General features: G+C 45.3%; 20 protein-coding genes, 1 tRNA gene and 1 rRNA gene. 9 read left to right on the forward strand and 13 right to left on the reverse strand.

Annotated features, from left to right (window positions below; genetic code table 11):
- Positions 1 to 945, reverse strand: a 16S ribosomal RNA gene (locus ACQY3M_RS07220); the annotation flags it as partial.
- 1,024 nt (positions 946 to 1,969) lie between these two features.
- Here ACQY3M_RS07220 and ACQY3M_RS07225 point away from each other — a divergent pair.
- Positions 1,970 to 2,980: a squalene/phytoene synthase family protein gene (locus ACQY3M_RS07225; RefSeq protein ID WP_428067125.1), complete on the forward strand. Its 1,011-nt coding sequence runs from the start codon at positions 1,970 to 1,972 to the stop codon at positions 2,978 to 2,980.
- Between the two features lie 135 nt (positions 2,981 to 3,115).
- Here ACQY3M_RS07225 and lepA read toward each other — a convergent pair whose 3' ends face one another.
- The 11 genes from lepA to ACQY3M_RS07280 form a co-directional block, all read right to left on the reverse strand.
- Positions 3,116 to 4,936 carry a translation elongation factor 4 gene (lepA, locus tag ACQY3M_RS07230; RefSeq protein WP_428067126.1) on the reverse strand — a complete coding sequence of 607 codons (1,821 nt, stop codon included), beginning with the start codon at positions 4,934 to 4,936 and terminating at the stop codon, positions 3,116 to 3,118.
- Complete coding sequence (ptsP, locus tag ACQY3M_RS07235) at positions 4,929 to 6,665, reverse strand: phosphoenolpyruvate--protein phosphotransferase (protein ID WP_428067127.1); 1,737 nt, start codon at positions 6,663 to 6,665, stop codon at positions 4,929 to 4,931. Before ptsP ends, lepA begins: the two co-directional genes overlap by 8 nt.
- Positions 6,662 to 6,928 (reverse strand): HPr family phosphocarrier protein, encoded by a 267-nt coding sequence (locus tag ACQY3M_RS07240; protein WP_428067128.1) that lies wholly within the window; start codon positions 6,926 to 6,928, stop codon positions 6,662 to 6,664. The genes ptsP and ACQY3M_RS07240 overlap by 4 nt, the downstream gene beginning before the upstream one ends.
- Before the next feature lie 12 nt (positions 6,929 to 6,940).
- Positions 6,941 to 7,753: a PTS system mannose/fructose/sorbose family transporter subunit IID gene (locus ACQY3M_RS07245; protein WP_428067129.1), complete on the reverse strand. Its 813-nt coding sequence runs from the start codon at positions 7,751 to 7,753 to the stop codon at positions 6,941 to 6,943.
- Positions 7,754 to 7,757: 4 nt separating this feature from the next.
- Positions 7,758 to 8,369, reverse strand: a complete 612-nt coding sequence (locus ACQY3M_RS07250; RefSeq protein WP_428067131.1) for a PTS sugar transporter subunit IIC — start codon at positions 8,367 to 8,369, stop codon at positions 7,758 to 7,760.
- Complete coding sequence (locus ACQY3M_RS07255) at positions 8,369 to 8,833, reverse strand: PTS sugar transporter subunit IIB (protein WP_428067132.1); 465 nt, start codon at positions 8,831 to 8,833, stop codon at positions 8,369 to 8,371. The genes ACQY3M_RS07250 and ACQY3M_RS07255 overlap by 1 nt, the downstream gene beginning before the upstream one ends.
- Entirely contained in the window at positions 8,830 to 9,219 is a 390-nt protein-coding gene (locus ACQY3M_RS07260) for a PTS sugar transporter subunit IIA (protein WP_428067133.1), read from the reverse strand. The genes ACQY3M_RS07255 and ACQY3M_RS07260 overlap by 4 nt, the downstream gene beginning before the upstream one ends.
- Positions 9,213 to 10,091 carry an RNase adapter RapZ gene (gene rapZ / locus ACQY3M_RS07265; protein ID WP_428067134.1) on the reverse strand — a complete coding sequence of 293 codons (879 nt, stop codon included), beginning with the start codon at positions 10,089 to 10,091 and terminating at the stop codon, positions 9,213 to 9,215. The genes ACQY3M_RS07260 and rapZ overlap by 7 nt, the downstream gene beginning before the upstream one ends.
- The gene (hprK, locus tag ACQY3M_RS07270) at positions 10,069 to 11,034 is read right to left on the reverse strand and encodes an HPr(Ser) kinase/phosphatase (RefSeq protein ID WP_428067136.1); all 966 of its coding nucleotides are present in this window, start codon (positions 11,032 to 11,034) and stop codon (positions 10,069 to 10,071) included. The genes rapZ and hprK overlap by 23 nt, the downstream gene beginning before the upstream one ends.
- 12 nt (positions 11,035 to 11,046) lie before the next feature.
- Positions 11,047 to 11,586: a ribosome hibernation-promoting factor, HPF/YfiA family gene (gene hpf / locus ACQY3M_RS07275; protein ID WP_428067137.1), complete on the reverse strand. Its 540-nt coding sequence runs from the start codon at positions 11,584 to 11,586 to the stop codon at positions 11,047 to 11,049.
- Between the two features lie 107 nt (positions 11,587 to 11,693).
- Complete coding sequence (locus ACQY3M_RS07280) at positions 11,694 to 12,581, reverse strand: diacylglycerol/lipid kinase family protein (protein ID WP_428067138.1); 888 nt, start codon at positions 12,579 to 12,581, stop codon at positions 11,694 to 11,696.
- 57 nt (positions 12,582 to 12,638) lie between these two features.
- On the opposite strand from ACQY3M_RS07280, the gene alaS reads away from it, so the two are divergent.
- The 4 genes from alaS (at position 12,639) to rpsI (ending at position 16,433) form a co-directional block, all read left to right on the forward strand.
- Positions 12,639 to 15,257 (forward strand): alanine--tRNA ligase, encoded by a 2,619-nt coding sequence (alaS, locus tag ACQY3M_RS07285; RefSeq protein ID WP_428067139.1) that lies wholly within the window; start codon positions 12,639 to 12,641, stop codon positions 15,255 to 15,257.
- A gap of 147 nt (positions 15,258 to 15,404) precedes the next feature.
- Positions 15,405 to 15,487: transfer RNA gene (locus ACQY3M_RS07290), tRNA-Tyr, on the forward strand.
- Positions 15,488 to 15,602: 115 nt separating this feature from the next.
- Positions 15,603 to 16,028 (forward strand): 50S ribosomal protein L13, encoded by a 426-nt coding sequence (rplM, locus tag ACQY3M_RS07295; protein ID WP_428067140.1) that lies wholly within the window; start codon positions 15,603 to 15,605, stop codon positions 16,026 to 16,028.
- A gap of 12 nt (positions 16,029 to 16,040) precedes the next feature.
- Entirely contained in the window at positions 16,041 to 16,433 is a 393-nt protein-coding gene (gene rpsI, locus ACQY3M_RS07300; RefSeq protein WP_428067141.1) for a 30S ribosomal protein S9, read from the forward strand.
- Positions 16,434 to 16,494: 61 nt separating this feature from the next.
- Here rpsI and ACQY3M_RS07305 read toward each other — a convergent pair whose 3' ends face one another.
- The gene (locus tag ACQY3M_RS07305; protein ID WP_428067142.1) at positions 16,495 to 16,728 is read right to left on the reverse strand and encodes a hypothetical protein; all 234 of its coding nucleotides are present in this window, start codon (positions 16,726 to 16,728) and stop codon (positions 16,495 to 16,497) included.
- A 189-nt stretch (positions 16,729 to 16,917) separates the two neighbouring features.
- On the opposite strand from ACQY3M_RS07305, the gene pheS reads away from it, so the two are divergent.
- The 4 genes from pheS to ACQY3M_RS07325 are packed head-to-tail and all read left to right on the forward strand — an operon-like array spanning position 16,918 to position 20,949.
- Positions 16,918 to 17,967 (forward strand): phenylalanine--tRNA ligase subunit alpha, encoded by a 1,050-nt coding sequence (pheS, locus tag ACQY3M_RS07310; protein ID WP_428067144.1) that lies wholly within the window; start codon positions 16,918 to 16,920, stop codon positions 17,965 to 17,967.
- Complete coding sequence (gene pheT / locus ACQY3M_RS07315) at positions 17,968 to 20,355, forward strand: phenylalanine--tRNA ligase subunit beta (RefSeq protein WP_428067146.1); 2,388 nt, start codon at positions 17,968 to 17,970, stop codon at positions 20,353 to 20,355. It abuts the gene before it with no gap.
- Between the two features lie 10 nt (positions 20,356 to 20,365).
- Positions 20,366 to 20,641, forward strand: coding sequence for a hypothetical protein (locus ACQY3M_RS07320; RefSeq protein WP_428067147.1), 276 nt, complete (start codon positions 20,366 to 20,368; stop codon positions 20,639 to 20,641).
- The gene (locus tag ACQY3M_RS07325) at positions 20,638 to 20,949 is read left to right on the forward strand and encodes a hypothetical protein (protein ID WP_428067148.1); all 312 of its coding nucleotides are present in this window, start codon (positions 20,638 to 20,640) and stop codon (positions 20,947 to 20,949) included. Before ACQY3M_RS07320 ends, ACQY3M_RS07325 begins: the two co-directional genes overlap by 4 nt.

Below are 20,949 nucleotides of genomic sequence, written 5' to 3' on the forward strand. Positions count from 1 at the left end.
AATTAAACCACATAATCCACCGCTTGTGCGGGCCCCCGTCAATTCCTTTGAGTTTTAACCTTGCGGCCGTACTCCCCAGGCGGATAACTTAATGCGTTAGCGTCGGCACGGAAGGGGTCGATACCTCCCACACCTAGTTATCATCGTTTACGGCTAGGACTACCGGGGTATCTAATCCCGTTTGCTCCCCTAGCTTTCGTACTTTAGCGTCAGTAAAGGCCCAGAAGACCGCCTTCGCCACCGGTGTTCCTCCTGATATCTACGCATTTCACTGCTACACCAGGAATTCCGTCTTCCTCTGCCTCACTCAAGAAACCCAGTTTCCGTTGCAGTTTCTGGGTTGAGCCCAGAGATTACACAACAGACTTAAATTTCCGCCTACGTGCGCTTTACGCCTAGTAATTCCGAGTAACGCTTGCCACCTACGTCTTACCGCGGCTGCTGGCACGTAGTTAGCCGTGGCTTATTCACAGGGTACCGTCATTTTTTTCTTCCCCTGCAAAAGAAGTTTACAATCCGAGAACCTTCGTCCTTCACGCTGCGTTGCTGGATCAGACTTTCGTCCATTGTCCAAAATTCCCCACTGCTGCCTCCCGTAGGAGTGGGGCCCGTGTCTCAGTGCCCCTGTGGCCGGTCGCCCTTTCAGGCCGGCTATCCGTCGTAGCCTTGGTAGGCCGTTACCCTACCAACTAGCTGATAGACCATAAGATCGTCTGAGAGCGAAAAACCTTTAATAAAAAAGTGATGCCACTTCCTTATATTATGGGGTATTAGCTAACCTTTCGGCCAGTTATTCCCCACTCTCAGGTGGATTCCTTATGTATTACTCACCCGTCTGCCACTAGAATTATCAATGTATTGCTACACTAATAATCCCCGTTCGACTTGCATGTGTTATGCACGCAGCCAGCGTTAACTCTGAGCCAGGATCAAACTCTCCATTAAAATTGAAGATGTTTAAACACCTAAGTGCTTAAGCATCCGCAACGCTTAACGAAGATTTGTTGACTTTTGACTCTTTTATTTGTTGTACTTCATTAGAATTAAACGTTGACCTTATATAAGGTATATATAAGTTCATGTTTGAATGTCACTCGATCGGCTGATACCCCTTGCGGTTGTATCACCCGCTTCAAGTTGCCCATTCGCACATTTGCGATCAAATTTTCAGAGAGCGAAATTCCCTCGTTTACTTTCTCTTTCGAGAAGTAAATTGGAAATTTTGTCTTCTTTCCCGCAGCCGTTTTTAGGCTACAAGAATATTGTATAAAATCTTTTTAAGTCTGTCAAGCTTTTTTTGCTTGACCTTTTTAGATGCTTCCAAACATCTCTTGCTGACTACTTTTATATTAAAACAAATTTAATTTATTTTGTCAACTACTTTTTAAAACTTAAAATCTGTACTAATTTAAAGATCAATTCTTGACTACTCTTTTATTAAAGCATTTTTGCTTTCTTTTGTCAAGCGCTTTTTTAATATCTTAAAAAAGCTGGGCTTATGTTTTTCTGACTACCTATTTATTATAGCATTTGTTTTGAAATCTTGTCAACTCTAATTTTTTGTGACCTAAGTTTCTTTCCTGCTTTATATAATAAGTATATCTTTTTTATTTGAGCTTGTCAAACTCTTTCGTTTTAACAGCGGCTCATTCTCGCTACCTTTATAGTATAGCATTAAAGCGAAAAATTGTCAACCCCTATTTTATTATTTTTAAAAAGGGTCTTTCTTTACTTCTCTTAAACCGGCTGACCGCCGCGTTTATTATATTATTAGTATAGCACAATTGTTTTTATTTTGTCAACATCAATATTTATATTCCTATTATATATATAATATTCTTATTATACCTATATATATATTAACAAATATCTTATCCCGCGCTTATAAAAATAAAAAAACAACTGTCCTTAAGGCAAAACAATTTAAACTTTTTTCATCACAGCCTTTAAACTTTGCTACAATCTGATTATGGATATAGATTTCTTGCTTAAAAGCACCGCGCGAAGTTTATACTTAAGCGCAAAGTTTATGCCGAAAAAAAAGAGCAAAGTTTTTTCCTGCGCTTATTTGATATGCCGCGCCGCCGACAGTATCGCCGATACGGAAATAATCCCTCTGGATAAAAGATTACATCTTATAAATATATATCCGAAGCTGGTGGAAACTTCCGACCCCGATTTGCTTAGAGAATTGCAATCCGCTTTGCCAAAGAAAAATAATCTACACGAAAGCGAACGCCTGCTTTTAAAAAACTTGTCGGTTTGCCTTGATGCGTTCAACAATTTATCTTCGTATCATAAAGAAATAACTTTGCACGTCGTTAATGCCGTTTGCAAAGCAATGCAATGGGATCTTTCCTATTTTCCGGAAAGCGAAAGCGGCCTTTTGAAAGCCGCACCTAATACCGCCCGCACTCAGATTTACTGCGAGCATATGGGCGGAGAACCTGGCGTTTTTTGGTCGAAACTTATCCTTAACAGAAAAGATAATGACACCTTTATTCAAAACGGGAAAAAAATCGGTATGGCTCTGCAAATTACCAATATCCTTAGGGACTTGGCGCAGGACGTAAAAATAGGGAGGATTTATCTCCCCCTCACCGACTTAACTGAAAACAACTTAATGCCACAAGATTTATTGGAAAAGAAAACTTACAAAAAACTTAAACCCGTTATTTTTAAATGGATTACTTGGGGAGTAAACAATCTCGCCGCCGCTAAAGATTTTATGCAGGAAATACCAAAATACCGTTTCTTAGACAGAGCTTCCGTGGCTTGGCCGGTGATTTGGAGTTTGGATACTCTTCTTTTACTTGCCTCTTCAAAAAATATTTTGGATAAAAATAAAATAGAAAAAATACCCAAAAGAACAATCTATCTTACTATGCTCGCCAGTCCGTTTTACTGCCTGAGCGATTTTGTCTTCAATAAAATAATAGACAAAAAGACGGCTTTGATAAAAGAGCAAATCAAAGGTTGATTTTAATCCCGCATCAAGCGGGATTTTATTTCGAGTTAATACAAACTATCGCCCAATTGCAGAATAGAATTCTTATATTTATATCACAAAAAAACGGCCGCTTTTAAAGCGGCCGTTTTACATAACAGAGAAATCTTATTCCTCTATCTTGAGCATAGCGATAAACGCCTCCTGCGGGATATCCACCGCGCCGATGCTCTTCATTCTCTTTTTGCCTTCTTTTTGTTTTTCGAGAAGTTTGCGTTTTCTGGTTATGTCGCCGCCGTAGCATTTGGCAATAACGTCTTTGCGGTAAGCAGGGATAGTTTCCCTAGCGATTATCTTACCGTTCACTCTCGCCTGTACCGCTACTTCAAATTGTTGGCGGCCGATAAGTTCTTTCAGCTTCTCGCACAACAAACGCCCGCGCGTTACCGCCTTGTCCTTATGTGTGATTACCGACAACGCGTCAACCGGTGAGCCGTGTATCAAAATTTCCATCAGCACCACGTCGGCGCTGCGGTATTCGTCTATTTCGTAATCAAAAGAGGCGTAACCCTTGGACACCGATTTGAGTTTATTGTAAAAGTCTATCACCATTTCCGCCATAGGCATATAATAATTTATCATCACGCGCTGGCTGGACAAATGGTCGAGACTGATAAATATTCCGCGTTTCTCTTTCAACAAAGTCATTACGCCGTCCATATAAGCTATCGGCGTAACTATTTTTATTTTGATTGTAGGTTCTTTAATGTCTATTATGTCACCGTACGGCGGAAAATTGGCGGGATTATCTATCCATTTATAACCATCGCCCGCGTCGGCCAAGGCCGCGAGTTCCTGCGGGTGGGTTTTCCTGGAAACGAACTTAACTTGATATATTACGTTAGGACTCGTCGCTATAAGAGAAAGGCCGAATTCTCTCTCAAGCCTTTCTTTTACTATTTCTATATGCAAAAGCCCCATAAAACCCAGACGGAAACCGAAGCCCAAAGCCTTCGATGTCTCGCTTTGATAGCTGAAAGAAGAATCCGATAAATTAAGTTTTTCCAAAGCGGTTCTAAGCAACGGATACTCCGTAGATTCCACCGGGAATATGCTGGCAAAAACCACCGGCTTAACTTCGCTGTATCCGTGCAAAGGCGTGCTTGCCGGGTTATCAACCGTAGTTACCGTATCGCCCACCTGCACCTGATGAATGTCTTTTATACCGGCTATTATATAGCCTACTTCTCCGCTTTGAAGAGAAGCGCACTTTTCCAGCTTAGGCGTCATTATACCGACTTCCTCTATCTTCGAACAAAAACCCGAAGCCATCAACTTTAGACTTTGCCCCGCTTTTATCTTGCCGTCTATCATACGGACATAGACTATTACTCCGCGGAAAGCGTCATAATAAGAATCGAAAATCAAAGCGCGCGCCGGCGCGTTTACTTCCCCTTGCGGCGCGGGCACGTCTTCAACTATTCTTTCAAGCAAATGATCTATGCCAAGGCCGGTCTTCGCGCTGACTCGCTCTGCCGTAATGGGTTCTTTTAATACTTCCCACAATTGTTCTTCGGCTATATCCGCGTCCGATTGATTTAAATCGACTTTATTTATTACCGGTATTATCTTTAAACCCAAACTCTGAGCCAAGTGGGCATGCGCCACCGTCTGTGCTTCCACTCCTTGAGATGCGTCAACCAGCAGCAATACTCCCTCGCAAGCCCTTAAAGAACGCGCCACCTCATAAGAAAAATCCACATGGCCCGGCGTGTCTATAAGGTTTAAAATATAGTCCTTGTATTTTATTCTTACAGCTTTGGCTTTTATCGTTATTCCGCGTTCGCGTTCCAGGTCCATACCGTCTAAAAGCTGGGCCGTCATTTTGCGTTTGGGAATTGTACCTGTATCTTCTAATATCCTGTCGGATAGGGTCGTCTTGCCGTGATCTATGTGTGCTACTATCGAAAAATTACGAATTTTATTCATTGCCGTTATATGTATCTTTAAGATTTCTTATCTCCTCGGAGCTGCTCATCAATATAGCGGCCTGCGCTAAATTGGAGCAATCCTCAAAATTCAGACCTCTTAAAGCACTCTTTATCCTTAAAAACATTCTTGGCGACAGAGATAATATATCCACGCCCAGCCCTATCAAGAAAGGCACCATATCTGGATCCGAGGCCATCTCCCCGCAAATACTTACCGGCTTGCCCTTCTTGCGGCAGGCTTGAACTATAAAATTTATCGTTCTTAACACCGCCGGGTGGCAAGGATCATAAAGTTCCGCCACTTCTTGGTTGACTCTGTCCACCGCAATTAAATATTGTATTAAATCATTGGTCCCTATGGAAACAAAATCCACTTCCGGCAATATCCCGTCCAAGCTCAAAGCCGCCGAGGGGACTTCTATCATCGCACCCAAGCTGACCGGCTGGCGGGGCGTTTTGCCTTGGTCTTCCATCTCCTTGATAACCGCTTTTAGAACTTTCTTTACTTCCTTCACTTCCTCTACCGAGGACACCATCGGTATCATTATCTTTATCCGCGCTTCCACCTCGGCCGAAGCTCTGACTATCGCCCTTAACTGAGTGTACATCAGTTCGGGATATTTTAAAAATAACCTTACGCCGCGGCAGCCCATAAATGGGTTATCCTCTTTCTCGCGCCGACCAAGGCCGAGCTGCGTTATTTTATCGCCGCCCAAATCCGCCAGCCTTATGGTAACGGGGCGTTTGTCAAAGCGCAAAGCAGTCTTTTTATAGATTTGATATTGTTCTTCTTCCGTAGGAGGATCGAATCTGTCCATATAAATAAATTCGGTCCTCAAAAGGCCAAGCCCGTCCGAGCGGAAATTATCCCATGCCTTAAAATCGCGGCGCGGATCGTAGTTGATATACAAAGATACTTTATGGCCGTCGCTAGTTTCGTTCGGCAAAGAACTTATCTGCTGGAGGGACTCCTCCGCCTTGTCTATTTTTATTTGCTCGGCCTTGTATTCTTTTAAAATCTTCGGCTCGGGGTTGATAATTATTACGCCTATTTCCCCGTCCAATATCACCAAATCGCCGTCTTTTATTTGGCTTGACGCGTCGGAAAGGCCGACTACCGCCGGCATTTGCATACTCTGAGCCAACAAAGCGGTATGGCTTGTCTTGCCGCCGATGTCGGTTGCGAAGCCCAAAACATTCTTGCTTTTTAAATTAATAGTGTCTGACGGGAATAAATTGTGCGCTATTATTATGGAAGGTTCCTTTATGGCGGAAAATTTATTCTGTTTTTTTTGCGTCAGGTTTTCGAACAGTCGTTTTGCGACGTCCGCCAAGTCATATTTGCGTTCCCTAAAACGCTCTTCTTTTAAAGCGTCAAATTTGACGGTCAGTTCCCTCGCCGCGCACGATAAGGCATATTCCGCGCTTATTTGTTCTTTCTCAATCTTTTCTTTTACGGCGGTTATCAAAAGAGGATCGGTCAAAATCAGTTTATGCGCCGCTATCAATTTGGCGTATTTGCTGCCGAACAATGTTTTTACCTGCGCCTGGCTGGCCTCCAAATCGGCCATTGATTTTTCTACCGCCTCGTCAAAACGACGCAGTTCCCAGCCGATATTGGTCGACGGTATTTTCCGTCGTTCTATCGCAGTATTGTCCGGCTTTACCAAATAGGCCGGGCCTATCGCTATCCCCGGGCTTGCCGCTATCCCCTTTACTATTATCATTCTTCCTCGAATATCTTGGAAAACACCGCCTTTAATCCGTCAAGCGCGCTGGCTTCGTCCCTGCCGTTTATGGAAAGTTCAATATTACTGCCTTGTTCAGCAGCTATCATCATTATCCCCATTATGCTCTTGGCGTTTACTTCCATTCCGTCTTTAGAAATAAATATGTCGCTATTGTACTTGCCCGCCTCCTGCGCTATCATTGCGGCGGGTCTGGCGTGTATTCCCAGTCTGTTCTTTATTTCTATTTTTTCTTTAATCACAAAAATCTCCGTTCAGGCCAAAAAGGCCGCCAGGCTAAACACTATGGTCGCCGTTAAATAAAGGAATATATTGGGTATGTTTAGTTTCCTCATAAAAATACTCAATATCAAAAAAGCCGCCAACAGCGATATCCTCGCTATCGATTCCGGATCTACCGACGACTTGCGAAATCGTATATATATCGCATAAAAGATTACAAACAGAACCAATATCTGCCCCAATACTTTAAGGAAGCCTATCATTCTGTTCCAATTTAAATTGATAAGGCCGTAAAAATTATCCTCGCTGCCTTCATAACTGTCCATCAGGCCTTTAAATTTTATTGTCAGCGCGGGGATATTGTATATTAACAGCGAACCTGCCAAAGCTAGCAACGCGGCAATTATACTTTGGGACGTTGACACTTCTTCCTGCAATATGTCCACCTGTCCAACAAACAGAATGACGAAGCTAAACACCAGCGACAATGGTTTTAAAGTCGCCCAGAAAAGCCTGTCTCCTATCGAGGCGGCAGTATTTGCCGTACTGGCCCTTATTATACGCCATTCCCGCTCTTCTTCCAACAGTTCCTCGCCCTCTTTTTCCGCCAGTTTTTCTTCTTGTTTTATCATCGCGCCGATGCTGTATCCGCTCATTGCGGGGTGGCTGTTAAACGTCTCCAAATTGCGGGATTTGGCACGTAAATATACTGGCATGCGCCCTTCGTAAATGCGCTTTAGGGCCGGGTCCATAATGTAGAGCATTCCGATATTTTGCAAACGCGCAAAATTCCAGAAGCCCTGCAAAAGAAACATCCTTAAATAAATTCCAATTCCGTTCTTCATAATGCTAATCCGATTTCGGCTTGGCACTAAACGACAGCAATAATCCCGCCAAACCTATCCACGGTACGACAAAATACGAAAATTTAAAAGCTATATGCAAATGTTCCGGTATCTTCGCGCTTATACTGCCGAAGGCCGGCCCTATTACGCTTATGCACACCAGCAAAAACGCATATACCGCCAAGAACTGAAGCAATAAACTTTGCAATATTACCTTGCCCGCACTTGTGGCATTGGTCTTCAGTTCGTGTTCTATCTGCGGCAAATTGCGCGTTCTTAAACGGCGAAGCTCCTTCTCCACGAAAGAAAACGCCAAACCGCCTATTATACCTACGAAAAACGCAAAGTATATATCCAGCCCGAAATACTGCGCCATTATCACCGCTATCCCGCTGCTTAGCGCGCCGCTTGGCGGCGTTACCCCGCCTATCGGCATAAAGTCCAGATAGATAAGTTCCGTAAAAATGCCAAGCTGCAAACCCAAAAAGAAATTGCCGCTCAAAAACCCTATGACACTGCCCACCACTATCGGCCTTGATATCAGCACCTGTCCCCAATATGTGGTATCCAGTTCCAAAACAGCCAAAACGGCGCATATAAGCAAAAGCCCCACCATTAAAATAACCTCGTGGACAAAGATGTAGGCAGAGTCCTCAATACGAAACTCGCGCCCGTACTTACCGCCCTTTGCTTTATAAGGGTTACTTCTTCTTCCGACAAGAAAACCCCTTGCCCATACTGCTTCTTGCCGTCTTCATATTTTGTATTTCCTATATTCACTTCTTTAACTTCAAGGCCTAAATCCATCAATTTAAAAAGGGTTTTCAAATCTTCCACCAGCACCATAACCTTTTGCGATGGTCCTTCTTTTAAGTACCGCGCCGCGCCTTCGGCGCCGAATATCTGCAGAGAGTATTCCTGCGGCAAGCTCATACGCATCATTTTAGACATCAGTTTGCTTGACGACGCCGTTTCTGAAACGACGACAACCTCCTTTACCGATACCGCCGGCAACCAGCCCTGCACCACTTGCCCGTGTATCAGCCTGCTGTCTATTCTAAGAAGAGTTATTTCCATCATTTCACGCTCTCCGTAGCGTTGAATACGGCCTTTTTGCCGTCTTCAACCGCTTTGGCGGCCAAGGCCGGCAGCTCCAAACGGCTCATATTGTTCAAAACCGCAAGAAGCATGTTCAAGTTGAGCCCGCACACCACCTTAACATTATCCATTCCGTTCGTGCAATTAAGCGCCATATTGCATGAACTCCCGCCGAAAGTATCGGCCAAAACCAATACCTCTGCATCTTGCGCGCTGGCTTTTATGTTCTGGGATATTTTATCCAAGTCCGCTCTACCGCTGACGCTGTAAGCTTGCACCGATTTTTGCTCAAAACAGCATATATTTGAAGCTGTTTCCAGCAAAGCCGGCGCAAGGCAGCCGTGCGCTACTATTATCACTTTTACCATGTTTCTTTCTTCACGATGTTAAGATCTCTATGAAACTCCGAAACCTTAAATCCTTTCTCCCTTAAAATCTCGGCCAAAGAATGCGCCATAAATACGCTTCTGTGTTTGCCGCCGCTGCACCCTACGGCTATCGTCAAATAGGATTTGCCTTCCTTAATATATTTCGGCACCAGATAAATCACTATTTCCGTAAACTTCTTTAAGAAGTTCAAAGCGTGCGGCGATTTTTTTATATAGTCCTGAACCTCTTTGTCGAGCCCGTTCTTTTCCCTAAGCGCGGCGACGTAATAAGGATTTTTCAAAAACCGTACGTCCATTACCAAATCCGCTTCAAGCGGCAATCCGTGCTTGTACCCGAAAGACACGACCGATATATTCATTTCCTGACTGCGTTTTATTTCCAATAATTTAGAAATCTTTTCTTTCAGCTCGCCCAAAGTCAGATTACTGGTGTTTATTTCGTCGTCCGCTAGCTGCTTTATAGGCATAAGAAACTGCCTTTCCTTCTCCAAAGCGGTCAAAAGCTGCTCCTGTAAAGGATGTTTATGTTTCGTTTCGGAAAATCGCCTAACCAGCACCTCGTCATTGGCTTCCAAGAACAGAAGTTTAGGCTCAAAACCCTGCCTTCTTATGGATTTCATTACCTCGGGCAGAGTTTTTAGGCTTTCGCCTTCCCTTATGTCTATGCCGAGTGCGATATTTTCGCTGTCGTTTCTGCTCTTGATATATTTGCTGAAATTCGCAAACAAAGCCAAAGGCAGATTGTCCACGCAATAAAATCCGAAATCGCCAAATATCTTCAGCGCCTGCGTTTTGCCTGCGCCGGATATCCCCGTAATTATAAAAAACTTACCCCTCTTGCTCTGTTCCATTTCTTTTGCCTTTCATTTTTTCCAGCAGTCTCTTGTTAAATTCTTTGGCGGAGCTTATACCCTGCCCTTTCAAACGCTGGTTCAAAGCCGCAACTTCTATCAATACTGCCAAATTTCTGCCCGGCGTTACCGGTATCGTTAAAGAATTTATTTCTACCCCCAATATACTGCTGCGTTGTTGTTCTATGCCCAAGCGGTCTATTTCACCGTTAGGGGCAACCAAATTGACTTCCAATTCTATCTGAGTACTGTCCATCGCCGCTCCGACGCCAAAGAGAAGTTCTATATCCAATATGCCCAGCCCGCGTACTTCCATATAATGCTTAAGCATCGGCGGACACGACCCCAACAGTGTATGGCCGCGCCTGCGCTGTATCTCCACCACGTCGTCGGCTACCAGTATATGCCCCCTTTTTATAAGCTCTAATGCGCATTCGCTTTTGCCTATGCCCGCGTCGCCGCGTATCAAAACGCCCATACCCGATACCTTTACCAGTACTCCATGCACATGAGTCCTGGGCGAGATGCAATCGTCCAAATATGCTATCAGCTCCGATACGAAAGTGGCGGTATCAAGACAAGTGCTCAAAAGGGGCAGTTTTTCTTCTTTACAGGCCTGCCTTATAGCGGGCAAAACCTTCATACCCGCCGTTACTATGACGCAAGGCACCGGGCCAGATTTGAACATCTTTTTAAGATTTGCCTTAAGTTTCTTGTAGGAAAGTTTCGCGCAGAAAGCGTATTCGCCTCGGCCCATGATTTGGATAACTTCCGAGCGGAAATTTTCTAAATGCCCGTCCAAAGCCAAGCCAGGCCTGTTGATGCTGGGCTTATTTATTTCCCTGTTAATGTATTCCCGTCCGCACAAAAGCTCGAGGTTCAACTCCGACCCCTTTTCCTCGAGCATTTGCGCTACGGTTATGGAACGGGCAAATTCCGGCACGGGATTACCTTCTTATTTCGCTTTCACGGGTTGAATGAGCCCGTACGTGCCGTCCAATCTCTTGAATATAAGATTGATTTGTTTGGATTCCTCGTCCATGAACATCCAGAAGGTATATCCCAGCCTTTCCATTTCGTAGGCGGCGTCTTCCGGATTCATCGGGTGGACTTCAACCTGCTTGATTACCGAGAACTTTACGTCATTTTGCGGCGCGAATACCGCCCCGTAATAGGATGCCAAATCTTCCTTTACGACCGCTTTCTTGCTCTGCACCGCTTTGCCTTTGTTCTTTCTTACCTGAGCCTCTATTTTCAAGATGGTGCCGTCTATGGCTTTATACAAATCTTCCTCAATAGATTTCCCCGTAAATTTTTTGCGGCCGGCGTGGACGGTAAGCTCGGCCCTTTGATTTATTTTCTTGTCTACGCTTAAGACTATTTCGGCCCAAGCGGAATCGTCAAAAAATTTATCCAGCTTATCCACTTTAGCCGCAGTAAAATCCTTTATCGCTTGCGTAAGTTTAATATTCTTAGCCGTAATTTTGAGTTTCATAATTATCCTCCAGTTATGCCCTCGGGTTTGGCCCGTGTGCTTATTAAATCATTTGTTAGACGGGCTGTCAACGACATTTTACCGCCGTTTACATACCCGCTTCCGCCTTAGCGCCCGTCCTGCAAAGCGCACAACACCTTTACCGCACTTGGCGATATTTCTATTTCCAAACAATCTTTTCCTCTTTTGGGCTCGCCGTCTATATGATAGCTGAACGGACCGTCAAGAAAAACCTTCGCCCTCCTTATTTTATAAGTATCGGCAATACTTACGATTTTACAAGAAGGGAAAAAGAAACTCGGCAGGCCCAGAGCCAATTTAAAAATATTGGAGCGGCGTATAACTGTCATATCCAAAAAGCCGTCGTCGAAAGCAGCTTTGGGCGCTATTTTAAAATTGCTCCCATACTGCCGTCCGTTTGCGAAAACCAAAGACATTATCTTAAATTCGAATGTTTTGCCGTCGGTTTCCGCTTTAACCAAAGGCGATTTATAGCCGAAAAAGGCTTTCGCGCCTATTTTGAAATACGGCCACTTCCCGCGTTTGCCGCCCGCGCCGATTTCGTCAAAACGCGCGGCGATGTCAGCCTCCATGCCGAGGCCCGCCAAATTGATAAAATACTCGCCGTTGGCACGCCCTAAGTCAAATTGTTTTATTTTGAATTTTTTTAAAGCTGAAACCCTTTGTTCCAAGGACCCTAAAGGGCAGCCCAATTCCCGCGCCAGCCCGTTGCCGCTGCCTAAAGCGATTACGCCCAAGGCCGTTTGAGTACCCGCCAGGCTTTGTACGGCCTCATTTATAGTGCCGTCGCCGCCCGCGACGATGACGGCCTCAAAGCCATCCCGGGCAAAGATTTTGGCCAATTCCCGCGCGTGCCCTTTAAATTCGGTAAATACCGTTTCCGCCTGCGGGAAATGTTTTTTTATCTTGTCTTCAATATTCCCGCAGCCGAGCTTTTTGCCCGATTTGGGATTGATTATGAAAGCCGTTTTCATTCTGGTACGCTCCGTCCCAATATGATATACTTTATAATATTTTGAGGTAATTTATATATGAAAAGTCAGAACGTAAGAAGCAGTTTTCTTAATTATTTCCATAAAAAGGGCTTACCGATAATAGAATCCAGCCCTCTTATTCCCCACGGCGATCCGACGCTTTTGTTCACCTCGGCGGGAATGGTGCAGTTTAAACCTAATTTTTTAGGCCTTAAAAAAGACCTTAAAAACGCGACTACTTCGCAGAAATGTCTTAGAACCACGGATATAGACAATGTCGGTTTTACCAAAAGGCATTTGACGTTTTTTGAAATGTTGGGCAATTTCTCGTTCGGCGATTATTTCAAAAAAGAAGCCATAACTTGGGCTTGGGACTATCTTACCAACGAGCTTAAAATAGACAAAAACAGATTATACGTCAGCATATACAAAGGCGGCATAGCCCCGCGCGACGAGGAAGCCTATGAAGCCTGGTCAAAAATAATCGACAAAAGCCGCATATCGGAATTTGACGAAGCCGACAATTTTTGGACTATGGGCCCCACCGGCCCCTGCGGCCCCTGCTCGGAAATATACTACGATTTCGGGGAAGACAAAGGCTGCCCCGACTGTGCCAAAAACGGCATCGCCTGCAACTGCGGTCGTTTTGTGGAGATATGGAATTTGGTATTTACCCAATTTAACCGCCTGGAGGACGGCACTTTGGAGAAATTACCACAAAAGAACATCGATACGGGCATGGGTCTTGAAAGGCTCTGTATGGTAATGCAGAATGTGGACAATCCTTTCGACACAGACCTTTTTACCCCGATAATCGATTACGCCAAAAAGATATTGGCCATAAAAGGGGAAACATCAGCGGAAGTTTCTGCTTTAAGAATTATAGCCGACCATATCCGCGCGTCCAGCTTTTTACTGTCTGAAGGAATCTTACCCTCGAACGAAGGCCGCGGCTATATTCTGCGCCGCCTGATAAGGCGCGCGGCGCGCTACGGCAAATTGCACGGCAGAACCCAGCCTTTTATGCACTTGCTGGTGCCGAGCGTACTTAGCATATATAAGGATATTTATCCGCAGCTTATAACAAGTTCAACCCATATAATATCGGCTTTGAAAGCGGAAGAAACGTCCTTCTTCAAAACTTTGAACGACGGCGAACAGCGCCTGCAGGAAATCATAAAAAACAATCCCGGCCAATTATCGGGCGACGAGGCTTTCAACTTGTACGAAACTTACGGCTTTCCGCTTGAACTGACTAAAGAAATCCTGGCAGAAAAACACATCAAATTGGATGAAGAAGGGTTCTTCGCCGCACAGAAAAAGGCGAAGGAAAGCTCCCGCGCCGATATCGATGAGTTTGAAAAAGAAAAAGTGCTGGTAATGCAGCAGCTTGAATCGAAACTGCCCGCAACGGTTTTTACCGGTTATGACGTTTTAAATCAAAAAGCCGAAATACTCGCCCTGCTTACCAAGGATTATCAAACGACGGATACTCTTGATAAAGAGGGGTATATCGTTACGGATAAAACTTCTTTTTACGCACAATCGGGCGGACAGGTTGGCGATATAGGCTCGATAGAAGTTGACGGGGAAGCCGTCGCGAAAATAAGCGACACCCAAAAACCGCTTGAAAAAATTTATTTGCATAAAGTGAACATTATCAAAGGCTCTTTGCACAAGGGGCAGACGATAATGCTTGCGGTAGATCCCGTAGCCAGATTTAAAGCGGCGGCGAATCACTCGGCGGTACACGTGCTCAACGCGTCTTTAAGAACAATATTGGGCGATGAAGTTCACCAGGCCGGGTCCTTCGTTTCGCCGGAAAAGCTCCGCTTCGACTATACCATATCCACGCCCCCCACGCCCGATCAGCTTTTGGCGGTATGGGGCGTGGCTAACAATATAATCGAACAGAATTTGAAAGTGGAAACCCAAGTTCGCCCGTTAAAAGACGCCAAGGAACTGGGCGCGACGGTGCTTTTGGGCGAAACTTATGCCGACCCGGCGAGATTTGTTCTTATCTCCAAGGACGGATTTAAAGACCCAAAAAACCGCGCCAGCCTTGAACTCTGCGGCGGAACGCACGTAAAGAGTACCGGCGAAATAATGAATATAAGAATACTTAGGGAAAGCGCGGTATCGGCTGGCGTCAGACGTATAGAGGCGGTAGCGGGTCTAAGCGCGGTGGAGTATTTAAAACACGGCTCGAACGCCGCGATATTGGCTTCCAAAATCTTAAACACGACCGTAGACGATTTGGCCAAGAAGGCGCAGCAGTTGCTGGAAACGGAACAAACCCTAAAAAAAGAGATAGCCGAGCTTAAACGCAAACTTTTAAGCGGGGCGGACAACTCCGCACAATGCGAGGTTACTTTCAGCGACGGAGTCTGCGCGGTAGTATTCAACGCGGAAAACAGCGAAATAAAGGAACTCCGTACCCTCGCCGACAATATGGCCGACAAAAACAAAGGCAAGGTGGTAATAATAACCACGGAGAGAGAAGGCAAGAAGTCCTTTGTGGTAAAAAGCTGCAAAGACGGCGCGGACGCAAACAAAATAGCCAAGGCCGTTGCCGGCGCGATAAACGGGCGCGGCGGCGGAAAGGCCGAATTTGCGCAGGGCGGCGGGGAATGTTGTCCCTGGGAAGAGTTTTTAAAGAAAATAAAAGATCTTTAAAAATTTTGCTATAATTTATTAAGAACGAAAAAATAATTTGTAGCGATACAAAATATTTTGCTATAATAAATTATCCGGTTTTTATAAAGAAAACGCGGCGTTGGAATTTTCGCCGCGATATAAGAGCCAAAAAGATTTTAGAGGAACGGTTGGGTGGCTGAGCGGTCAAAAGCAACGGTCTGTAAAACCGTCGGGCGTGCCCTACATAGGTTCGAATCCTATCCCAACCATTCCTCTTTTTTCAACTAAAAGTTGGCCGCGCAGTGGTAGCGCGGGCGCAAAGAGCGCAAATTTATGTGAGTAATAGGACCCGAGTCAAATCCTATAAAACACAAAAGGTACAAAATGAGCAAAACATACTTACCTTCCGTACAGGAAGCCGAAGCAGGAAGAAAATGGCATCATATCGATGCCGCCGGCAAAACCTTGGGAAGATTGGCGACGCAGTTGGCCGTCTACCTTATGGGCAAGCACAAGAGAACTTTTACCCCCAATATGGACTGTGGGGATTTCGTCGTTGTTACCAATGCCGGGAAGATAAAAGTAACCGGGAAAAAAGCGGAGGAGAAAGTATATTTCTCCCACTCCGGCTACGCGAAAGGCGCTAAAGAAGTTCCTTTCAAGAGGCAGATGGAAAACAACCCCGCGAAGGTCATCGAGTTGGCCGTTTATCGCATGCTCGACAACAATAAACTTCGCGCTAAAAGAATGAAAAGGCTTAGAATCTTCAACGGTGAAGAGCATTCTTTTGCGGAAAGGTTCTCAAAATAAAAGGTGATTTCTATGGAAACCAAACAGATTAAAACCGGCAGAAGAAAAACTTCCGTAGCTCAGGCTGAGCTCGTGAAAGGTTCCGGTAAAATAACGATCAATACCAAATCATTGGAAGATTACTTCCGCGGTTGCCCCAGATATCAGGACACCGTAGTAGCGCCGTTAAGCGAACTTAAAGCCGAGAAAGATTTTGACGTAAACGTCAAAGTATGCGGCGGCGGTATCGCTTCTCAGGCGGGCGCCATACGCCACGCCATCGCCAGATCCTTGGCGGTGCTGGGCGAGGATAACAAAAAATCCATGAAGAAAGCCGGCTTCTTAACCAGAGACCCCAGAATGGTCGAAAGAAAGAAACCCGGCCAGCCCAAAGCGAGAAGACGCTTCCAATTCTCCAAACGTTAATTTGGAAGTCGACAAAATTTACCCCCGGTACCCCGGGGGTTTTTTATTGTCCGTTTTTCTTTTAATTTTTTGATTTCAACAAAAACACCTTCTGTGTTTGGGAATAGCCTTTCCGTGAGTCTTTGCCGACGGGCGGGGCCTCGCCATTACCCCAAACAAAAAGCCCTCCGCCAAGCGGCAAAACGCTGCCGCCGGCAGAGTTATATTTCCACAAGGCCATAAAGCTGTATTTCCACAAGCCCGATTTGGCGGCTTTTTTCTCGCGCCTGCCAAAAGCGCCGGGCAAGACCTTCAAAAAACAAAATATCTTTTTCTCTTAAAGCGAAATAAATACCACCCTTAAATTACGCAGAGGATAAAACGAAAGGCAATCTCTTGCCCATTTCGCAAAAAAACGGCGGAGGATTTGCTTCCCTTGCGCTTTTATGTTTTTTGGCGCTTGTTTTAGCTATGTTTAATCATTCTAATTTTCTATAATGATATTATGATAGAAGAATTAAAAAATAAGTTAAATTTAATAGAAAGCAATTATATTTCCAAAATACAAGCCTGCCAAGATTTAAAACAACTGCAGGACTTGCAAGTCGCCGCCGTAGGACGCAAAGGCGAACTGACAGAACTTTTAAAGAGTCTTAAAGATCTCTCTTTGGAAGAGAAAAAGGAGTTCGGCCCCTTAAGCAACGCTTTAAAGGCGAAACTCGTTTCCTTATTCGAAACAAAAACCGCCGAACTAGAAACCGCGGCCATTAACGAAGAATTAAACAAGACGGATTTGGATTTAACTTTGCCCGCCTATCCATTCAATAAAGGCGGCAGGCACCCCTTGGCCATAGCGCAAAAGAGAATGACCGATATTCTCTCCAAACTGGGGTTTGTATGGGCGCACGGCCCTTTTATAGAGGACGAGTACCACAATTTTGACGCTTTGAATATCCCCGCGCACCATCCCGCGCGCGATATGCAGGACACCTTTTTCGTCAAAAATACCAATAAGACGGATTTCGTTTTAAGGACGCACACCTCGGGCGTACAGATAAGAACTATGCAAAAGCAGCGCCCGCCCATACGCATTATGGCGCCTGGCAGAGTATTCCGCAAAGACGCTCTTGACGCTACGCACAGCCCGGTATTTCACCAAATAGAAGGCCTATATGTCGATAAAAACGTCAGCTTGGCGGATTTAAAAAGGGATTTGACGGTATTTATGAAGGGCCTTTTCGGCAAGAAGGCGGAAGTAAGGTTTAGGCCGTCGTTCTTCCCGTTTACCGAACCAAGCGTGGAAGTGGACGTAAAATGCGTATTCTGCGAAGGCAAGGACAAGAACTGCCCCGTCTGCAAAGGCAGCGGCTGGAAGGAAATGTTGGGCGCGGGTATCGTGCATCCCAATGTACTTAGAAACTGCAATATCGACCCAGAAGTTTACAGCGGATACGCTTTCGGCATGGGTGTAGAGAGGCTGGCGATGTTCTCTTTGGACATCAAGGACATCAGAACTTTCTACGAGAACGATATTAGGATTTTGGAGCAATTTTAAATGAAAATACTTTATTCTTGGCTTAAAGATTTTATTGATTTGGATCTAACTCCCGAAGAGCTGGCAGGCAAGCTGACCGTTCTTGGTATGGAAGTGGAAGAGATAAAAAAGACGGGGGCGGACTTTGACGACATTTACGCCGCCAAAATAGTTAAAATAAACGCGCACCCCAATTCAGAAAAGCTGCACCTTGTCGATTTGGAAACGAAAGACGGTGCCAAACGCGTAGTATGCGGCGCGCAGAACATCGCCGAAGGGCAGACCGTACCTTTGGCCAATGTAGGATCGAGGCTTGGCAAGATTTATCTTAAACCGGCGGAAATCCGCGGCGTAGTATCGGAGGGAATGTTATGTTCCGCCGACGAACTTGGCTTGGCGGCTGAACGCCAAAAAGGCATTATGATTTTGGACCCTAAAATACCCGTCGGTACAGACGTAAAAACATTATACGGCAAAGCCGACGCGATATTTGAAGTTTCCCTAACCCCCAACCGCCCGGACCTTATGAGCCACCTCGGCATAGCAAGAGAACTTAGCGTTTTGTTAAATCTTCCTTTAAAAAAGAAGGAGTGGAAAAAATACAAAGGCGAAGGACCCGCTTTAAAAATCAATATCCACACGCAAGACGACGGCTGCGCCAGATATACGGGCAGGATAATCCGCGGTGTAAAGAATACTGAGTCCCCCGCTTGGATGAAGGAACGCCTTTTGGCCATGGGCGTCAACCCCAAGAACGCGCTTGTAGATATTACCAACTATGTCCTTTTTGAAATAGGCCACCCGATGCACGCTTTTGACCTTAACCATCTTGAAGGCGGGGAAATAAACGTACGCTGGGCGCAGGAAAACGAAAACTTTTTGGCGCTTGACGACACTCAACGCACCCTAACGCCGCAGAGCCTAGTTATAGCCGACGGCAAAAAAGCCGTCGCCTTAGCGGGCGTTATGGGAGGCAAAGGCGACAGTATATTACCTGAAACCAAAGACATCTTTTTGGAAGGCGCATATTTTTATCCGCCGTGCATAAATAAAACGTCAAAAAAGTTTGCGCTCAGCACGGAATCTTCCCAAAGGTTTGAAAGAGGCGTAGATATAGAAGGCTGTTTAAATTCGATAGAGATGGCGACGGCCCTGGTACTTGAAATATGCGGCGGCGAGCCCAGCGAAATCAACGACGTTTACCCTAATCCTTACCGCCCCGCTCAAATAGAATTTAAGCCCGAGGATCTGGAAAAGATACTCGGTATGGAAATAGACCGCGAGCGCCTTAAAGACATTTTCGGCAGGCTTGGCGCGGATTTAAGAATTTCCGATTCGGGCGCCTGGCTCTTTACGCCCGGCTCTTACAGACGGGATTTGAACCACAAGTGGGATTTGGCGGAAGAGGCCGCGCGCTATATCGGTTTGGAAAACTTGGCCTCCGACGGCGACGGCACGACGCACGCCACTTTATACTTCGGCGAGAACCCTAAAGCGGTGGATATAGGCGAAAAATTCTCCGACGCTTTGGCGGGCCTCGGCTTTTACGAATGCAAAAATTTTGACTTCGTATCGCAAAAGGATTTAAATCTTTTCTCCTTCAGCGACAAAACCGCCGTGGAAATAAAAAATCCGCTCGCCGACGGAATGGAATTTTTAAGGCCGAACCTGCTTATGAGCCTGCTGAAAAACATAGCTCTTAACCAAAACTTCGGCAGACACGATTTGGCTCTTTTCGAGTACGGCAAAACTTTCTCTTTGCAGAAAGGCTTCCCGCTGGAAACTTTCTCTCTAGGCGCTGTTATGTGCGGCAAAACCCCGCGGGAAAAGTTCTTTATGAACCCGCAGTGCAAAGTAGGCTTTTACGGCCTTAAAGGCGCGGCGGAAAATATTTTGAGGGATTTTGAAGGCGTAACTTTCCAACCTTCCAAAAGCGCTCCCTCTTATATGCACCCCAAAATCTGTATGGACATTCTTTTAAACAACAAGAAAATAGGCTTTCTGGGGCAGGTGCACCCGCTGACGCTAAAGGCTTACGACATCAAGCAAGAAGTTTACGCCTTTGAGTTTGACGTCAAAAACCTGGAGAAACTCTTTGACGCGCAGCAGTTCAAAAAAGCGCGCGAGATAAGCGCTTTCCCCGCTTCAAAGAGGGATCTGTCCGTAGTGATAGACAAGAATATAACTTTTGACAAAGTCCGCCAAGCATTAAAGGCGGCCGCACCCGATACTAAGTACAATCTTACGGATTTGTATCAAGGATCGAACTTGCCCGAAGGCAAAAAGAGCATTACCTTAAGTTTCGATTTTATTTCCAAGGAGAAAACCCTTACCGACGCGGAAGTAAACAAAGCGGTAGAGGCTATTCTCGCGAAATTAAAAACGGACTTGGGCGCGGAATTAAGATAAAACATAAAGTATGGAAGACGACAAATACAAACAGCTGCATCTTTTAATAGACCGCATATCGGCCAGGCTTGCGCAAGCTGAGGAGGAAAATATGCTTCTTCAAGCCAAAGTGCGGGCTTTGGAGTCGAACGTAAAAGTTCTGCAAAGCGCGCAAGTAACCGCGAGGGCTTTAAAAGAATGGAAAGACGTAACGACTTCCATACTAAAGAAACTTTACGCTAAAATAGAACGGGAAATAGAGAGGATAGAGCAGCAGTCCTCTTCCCCCGATTTGGGCCAGAAATGAGCAAAAGACAAGAACCCGTTACCGTAACGATTAAAAGGATAGAGCTCGACAATGTCGTACTGGAAGGGCTCGGCCCTTTGGACGTTAACGCTTTGGCAAGAGAAATAGAAAACAAGATGGACCAATTCTCGGAAGAGAAACATACCGTAGACACTTTCAAGATATTGCTTCATACGACGCTTTTCTATGCGGCCAAAGTATACACCAGAAGCAACAACGAAGAGCAAAAAAGCAAAGCGGGCGAAAAACAGTTGGACAGCGCGATAGAAAAATTAAATCTTGCCTTGAACCGTTTGCCCCTTAAATAG

The sequence above is a fragment of the Candidatus Proelusimicrobium volucris genome (assembly GCF_959605025.1).
Classification (GTDB): Bacteria; Elusimicrobiota; Elusimicrobia; order Elusimicrobiales; family Elusimicrobiaceae; genus Proelusimicrobium; species Proelusimicrobium volucris.

Excerpts from the sequence above, each read along its gene's own strand:
- pheT (WP_428067146.1), top strand. The coding sequence starts at position 17,968 with ATGAAAATACTTTATTCTTGGCTTAAAGATTTTATTGATTTGGATCTA.
- rpsI (WP_428067141.1), top strand. The coding sequence starts at position 16,041 with ATGGAAACCAAACAGATTAAAACCGGCAGAAGAAAAACTTCCGTAGCT.
- lepA (WP_428067126.1), bottom strand. The coding sequence starts at position 4,936 with ATGAATAAAATTCGTAATTTTTCGATAGTAGCACACATAGATCACGGC.
- ACQY3M_RS07225 (WP_428067125.1), top strand. The coding sequence starts at position 1,970 with ATGGATATAGATTTCTTGCTTAAAAGCACCGCGCGAAGTTTATACTTA.
- ACQY3M_RS07260 (WP_428067133.1), bottom strand. The coding sequence starts at position 9,219 with ATGGTAAAAGTGATAATAGTAGCGCACGGCTGCCTTGCGCCGGCTTTG.
- hpf (WP_428067137.1), bottom strand. The coding sequence starts at position 11,586 with ATGAAACTCAAAATTACGGCTAAGAATATTAAACTTACGCAAGCGATA.
- ACQY3M_RS07245 (WP_428067129.1), bottom strand. The coding sequence starts at position 7,753 with ATGAAGAACGGAATTGGAATTTATTTAAGGATGTTTCTTTTGCAGGGC.
- rplM (WP_428067140.1), top strand. The coding sequence starts at position 15,603 with ATGAGCAAAACATACTTACCTTCCGTACAGGAAGCCGAAGCAGGAAGA.
- alaS (WP_428067139.1), top strand. The coding sequence starts at position 12,639 with ATGAAAAGTCAGAACGTAAGAAGCAGTTTTCTTAATTATTTCCATAAA.
- ACQY3M_RS07255 (WP_428067132.1), bottom strand. The coding sequence starts at position 8,833 with ATGATGGAAATAACTCTTCTTAGAATAGACAGCAGGCTGATACACGGG.
- ACQY3M_RS07250 (WP_428067131.1), bottom strand. The coding sequence starts at position 8,369 with ATGGTGGGGCTTTTGCTTATATGCGCCGTTTTGGCTGTTTTGGAACTG.
- ACQY3M_RS07320 (WP_428067147.1), top strand. The coding sequence starts at position 20,366 with ATGGAAGACGACAAATACAAACAGCTGCATCTTTTAATAGACCGCATA.
- ACQY3M_RS07280 (WP_428067138.1), bottom strand. The coding sequence starts at position 12,581 with ATGAAAACGGCTTTCATAATCAATCCCAAATCGGGCAAAAAGCTCGGC.
- ACQY3M_RS07325 (WP_428067148.1), top strand. The coding sequence starts at position 20,638 with ATGAGCAAAAGACAAGAACCCGTTACCGTAACGATTAAAAGGATAGAG.
- rapZ (WP_428067134.1), bottom strand. The coding sequence starts at position 10,091 with ATGGAACAGAGCAAGAGGGGTAAGTTTTTTATAATTACGGGGATATCC.
- pheS (WP_428067144.1), top strand. The coding sequence starts at position 16,918 with ATGATAGAAGAATTAAAAAATAAGTTAAATTTAATAGAAAGCAATTAT.
- ptsP (WP_428067127.1), bottom strand. The coding sequence starts at position 6,665 with ATGATAATAGTAAAGGGGATAGCGGCAAGCCCGGGGATAGCGATAGGC.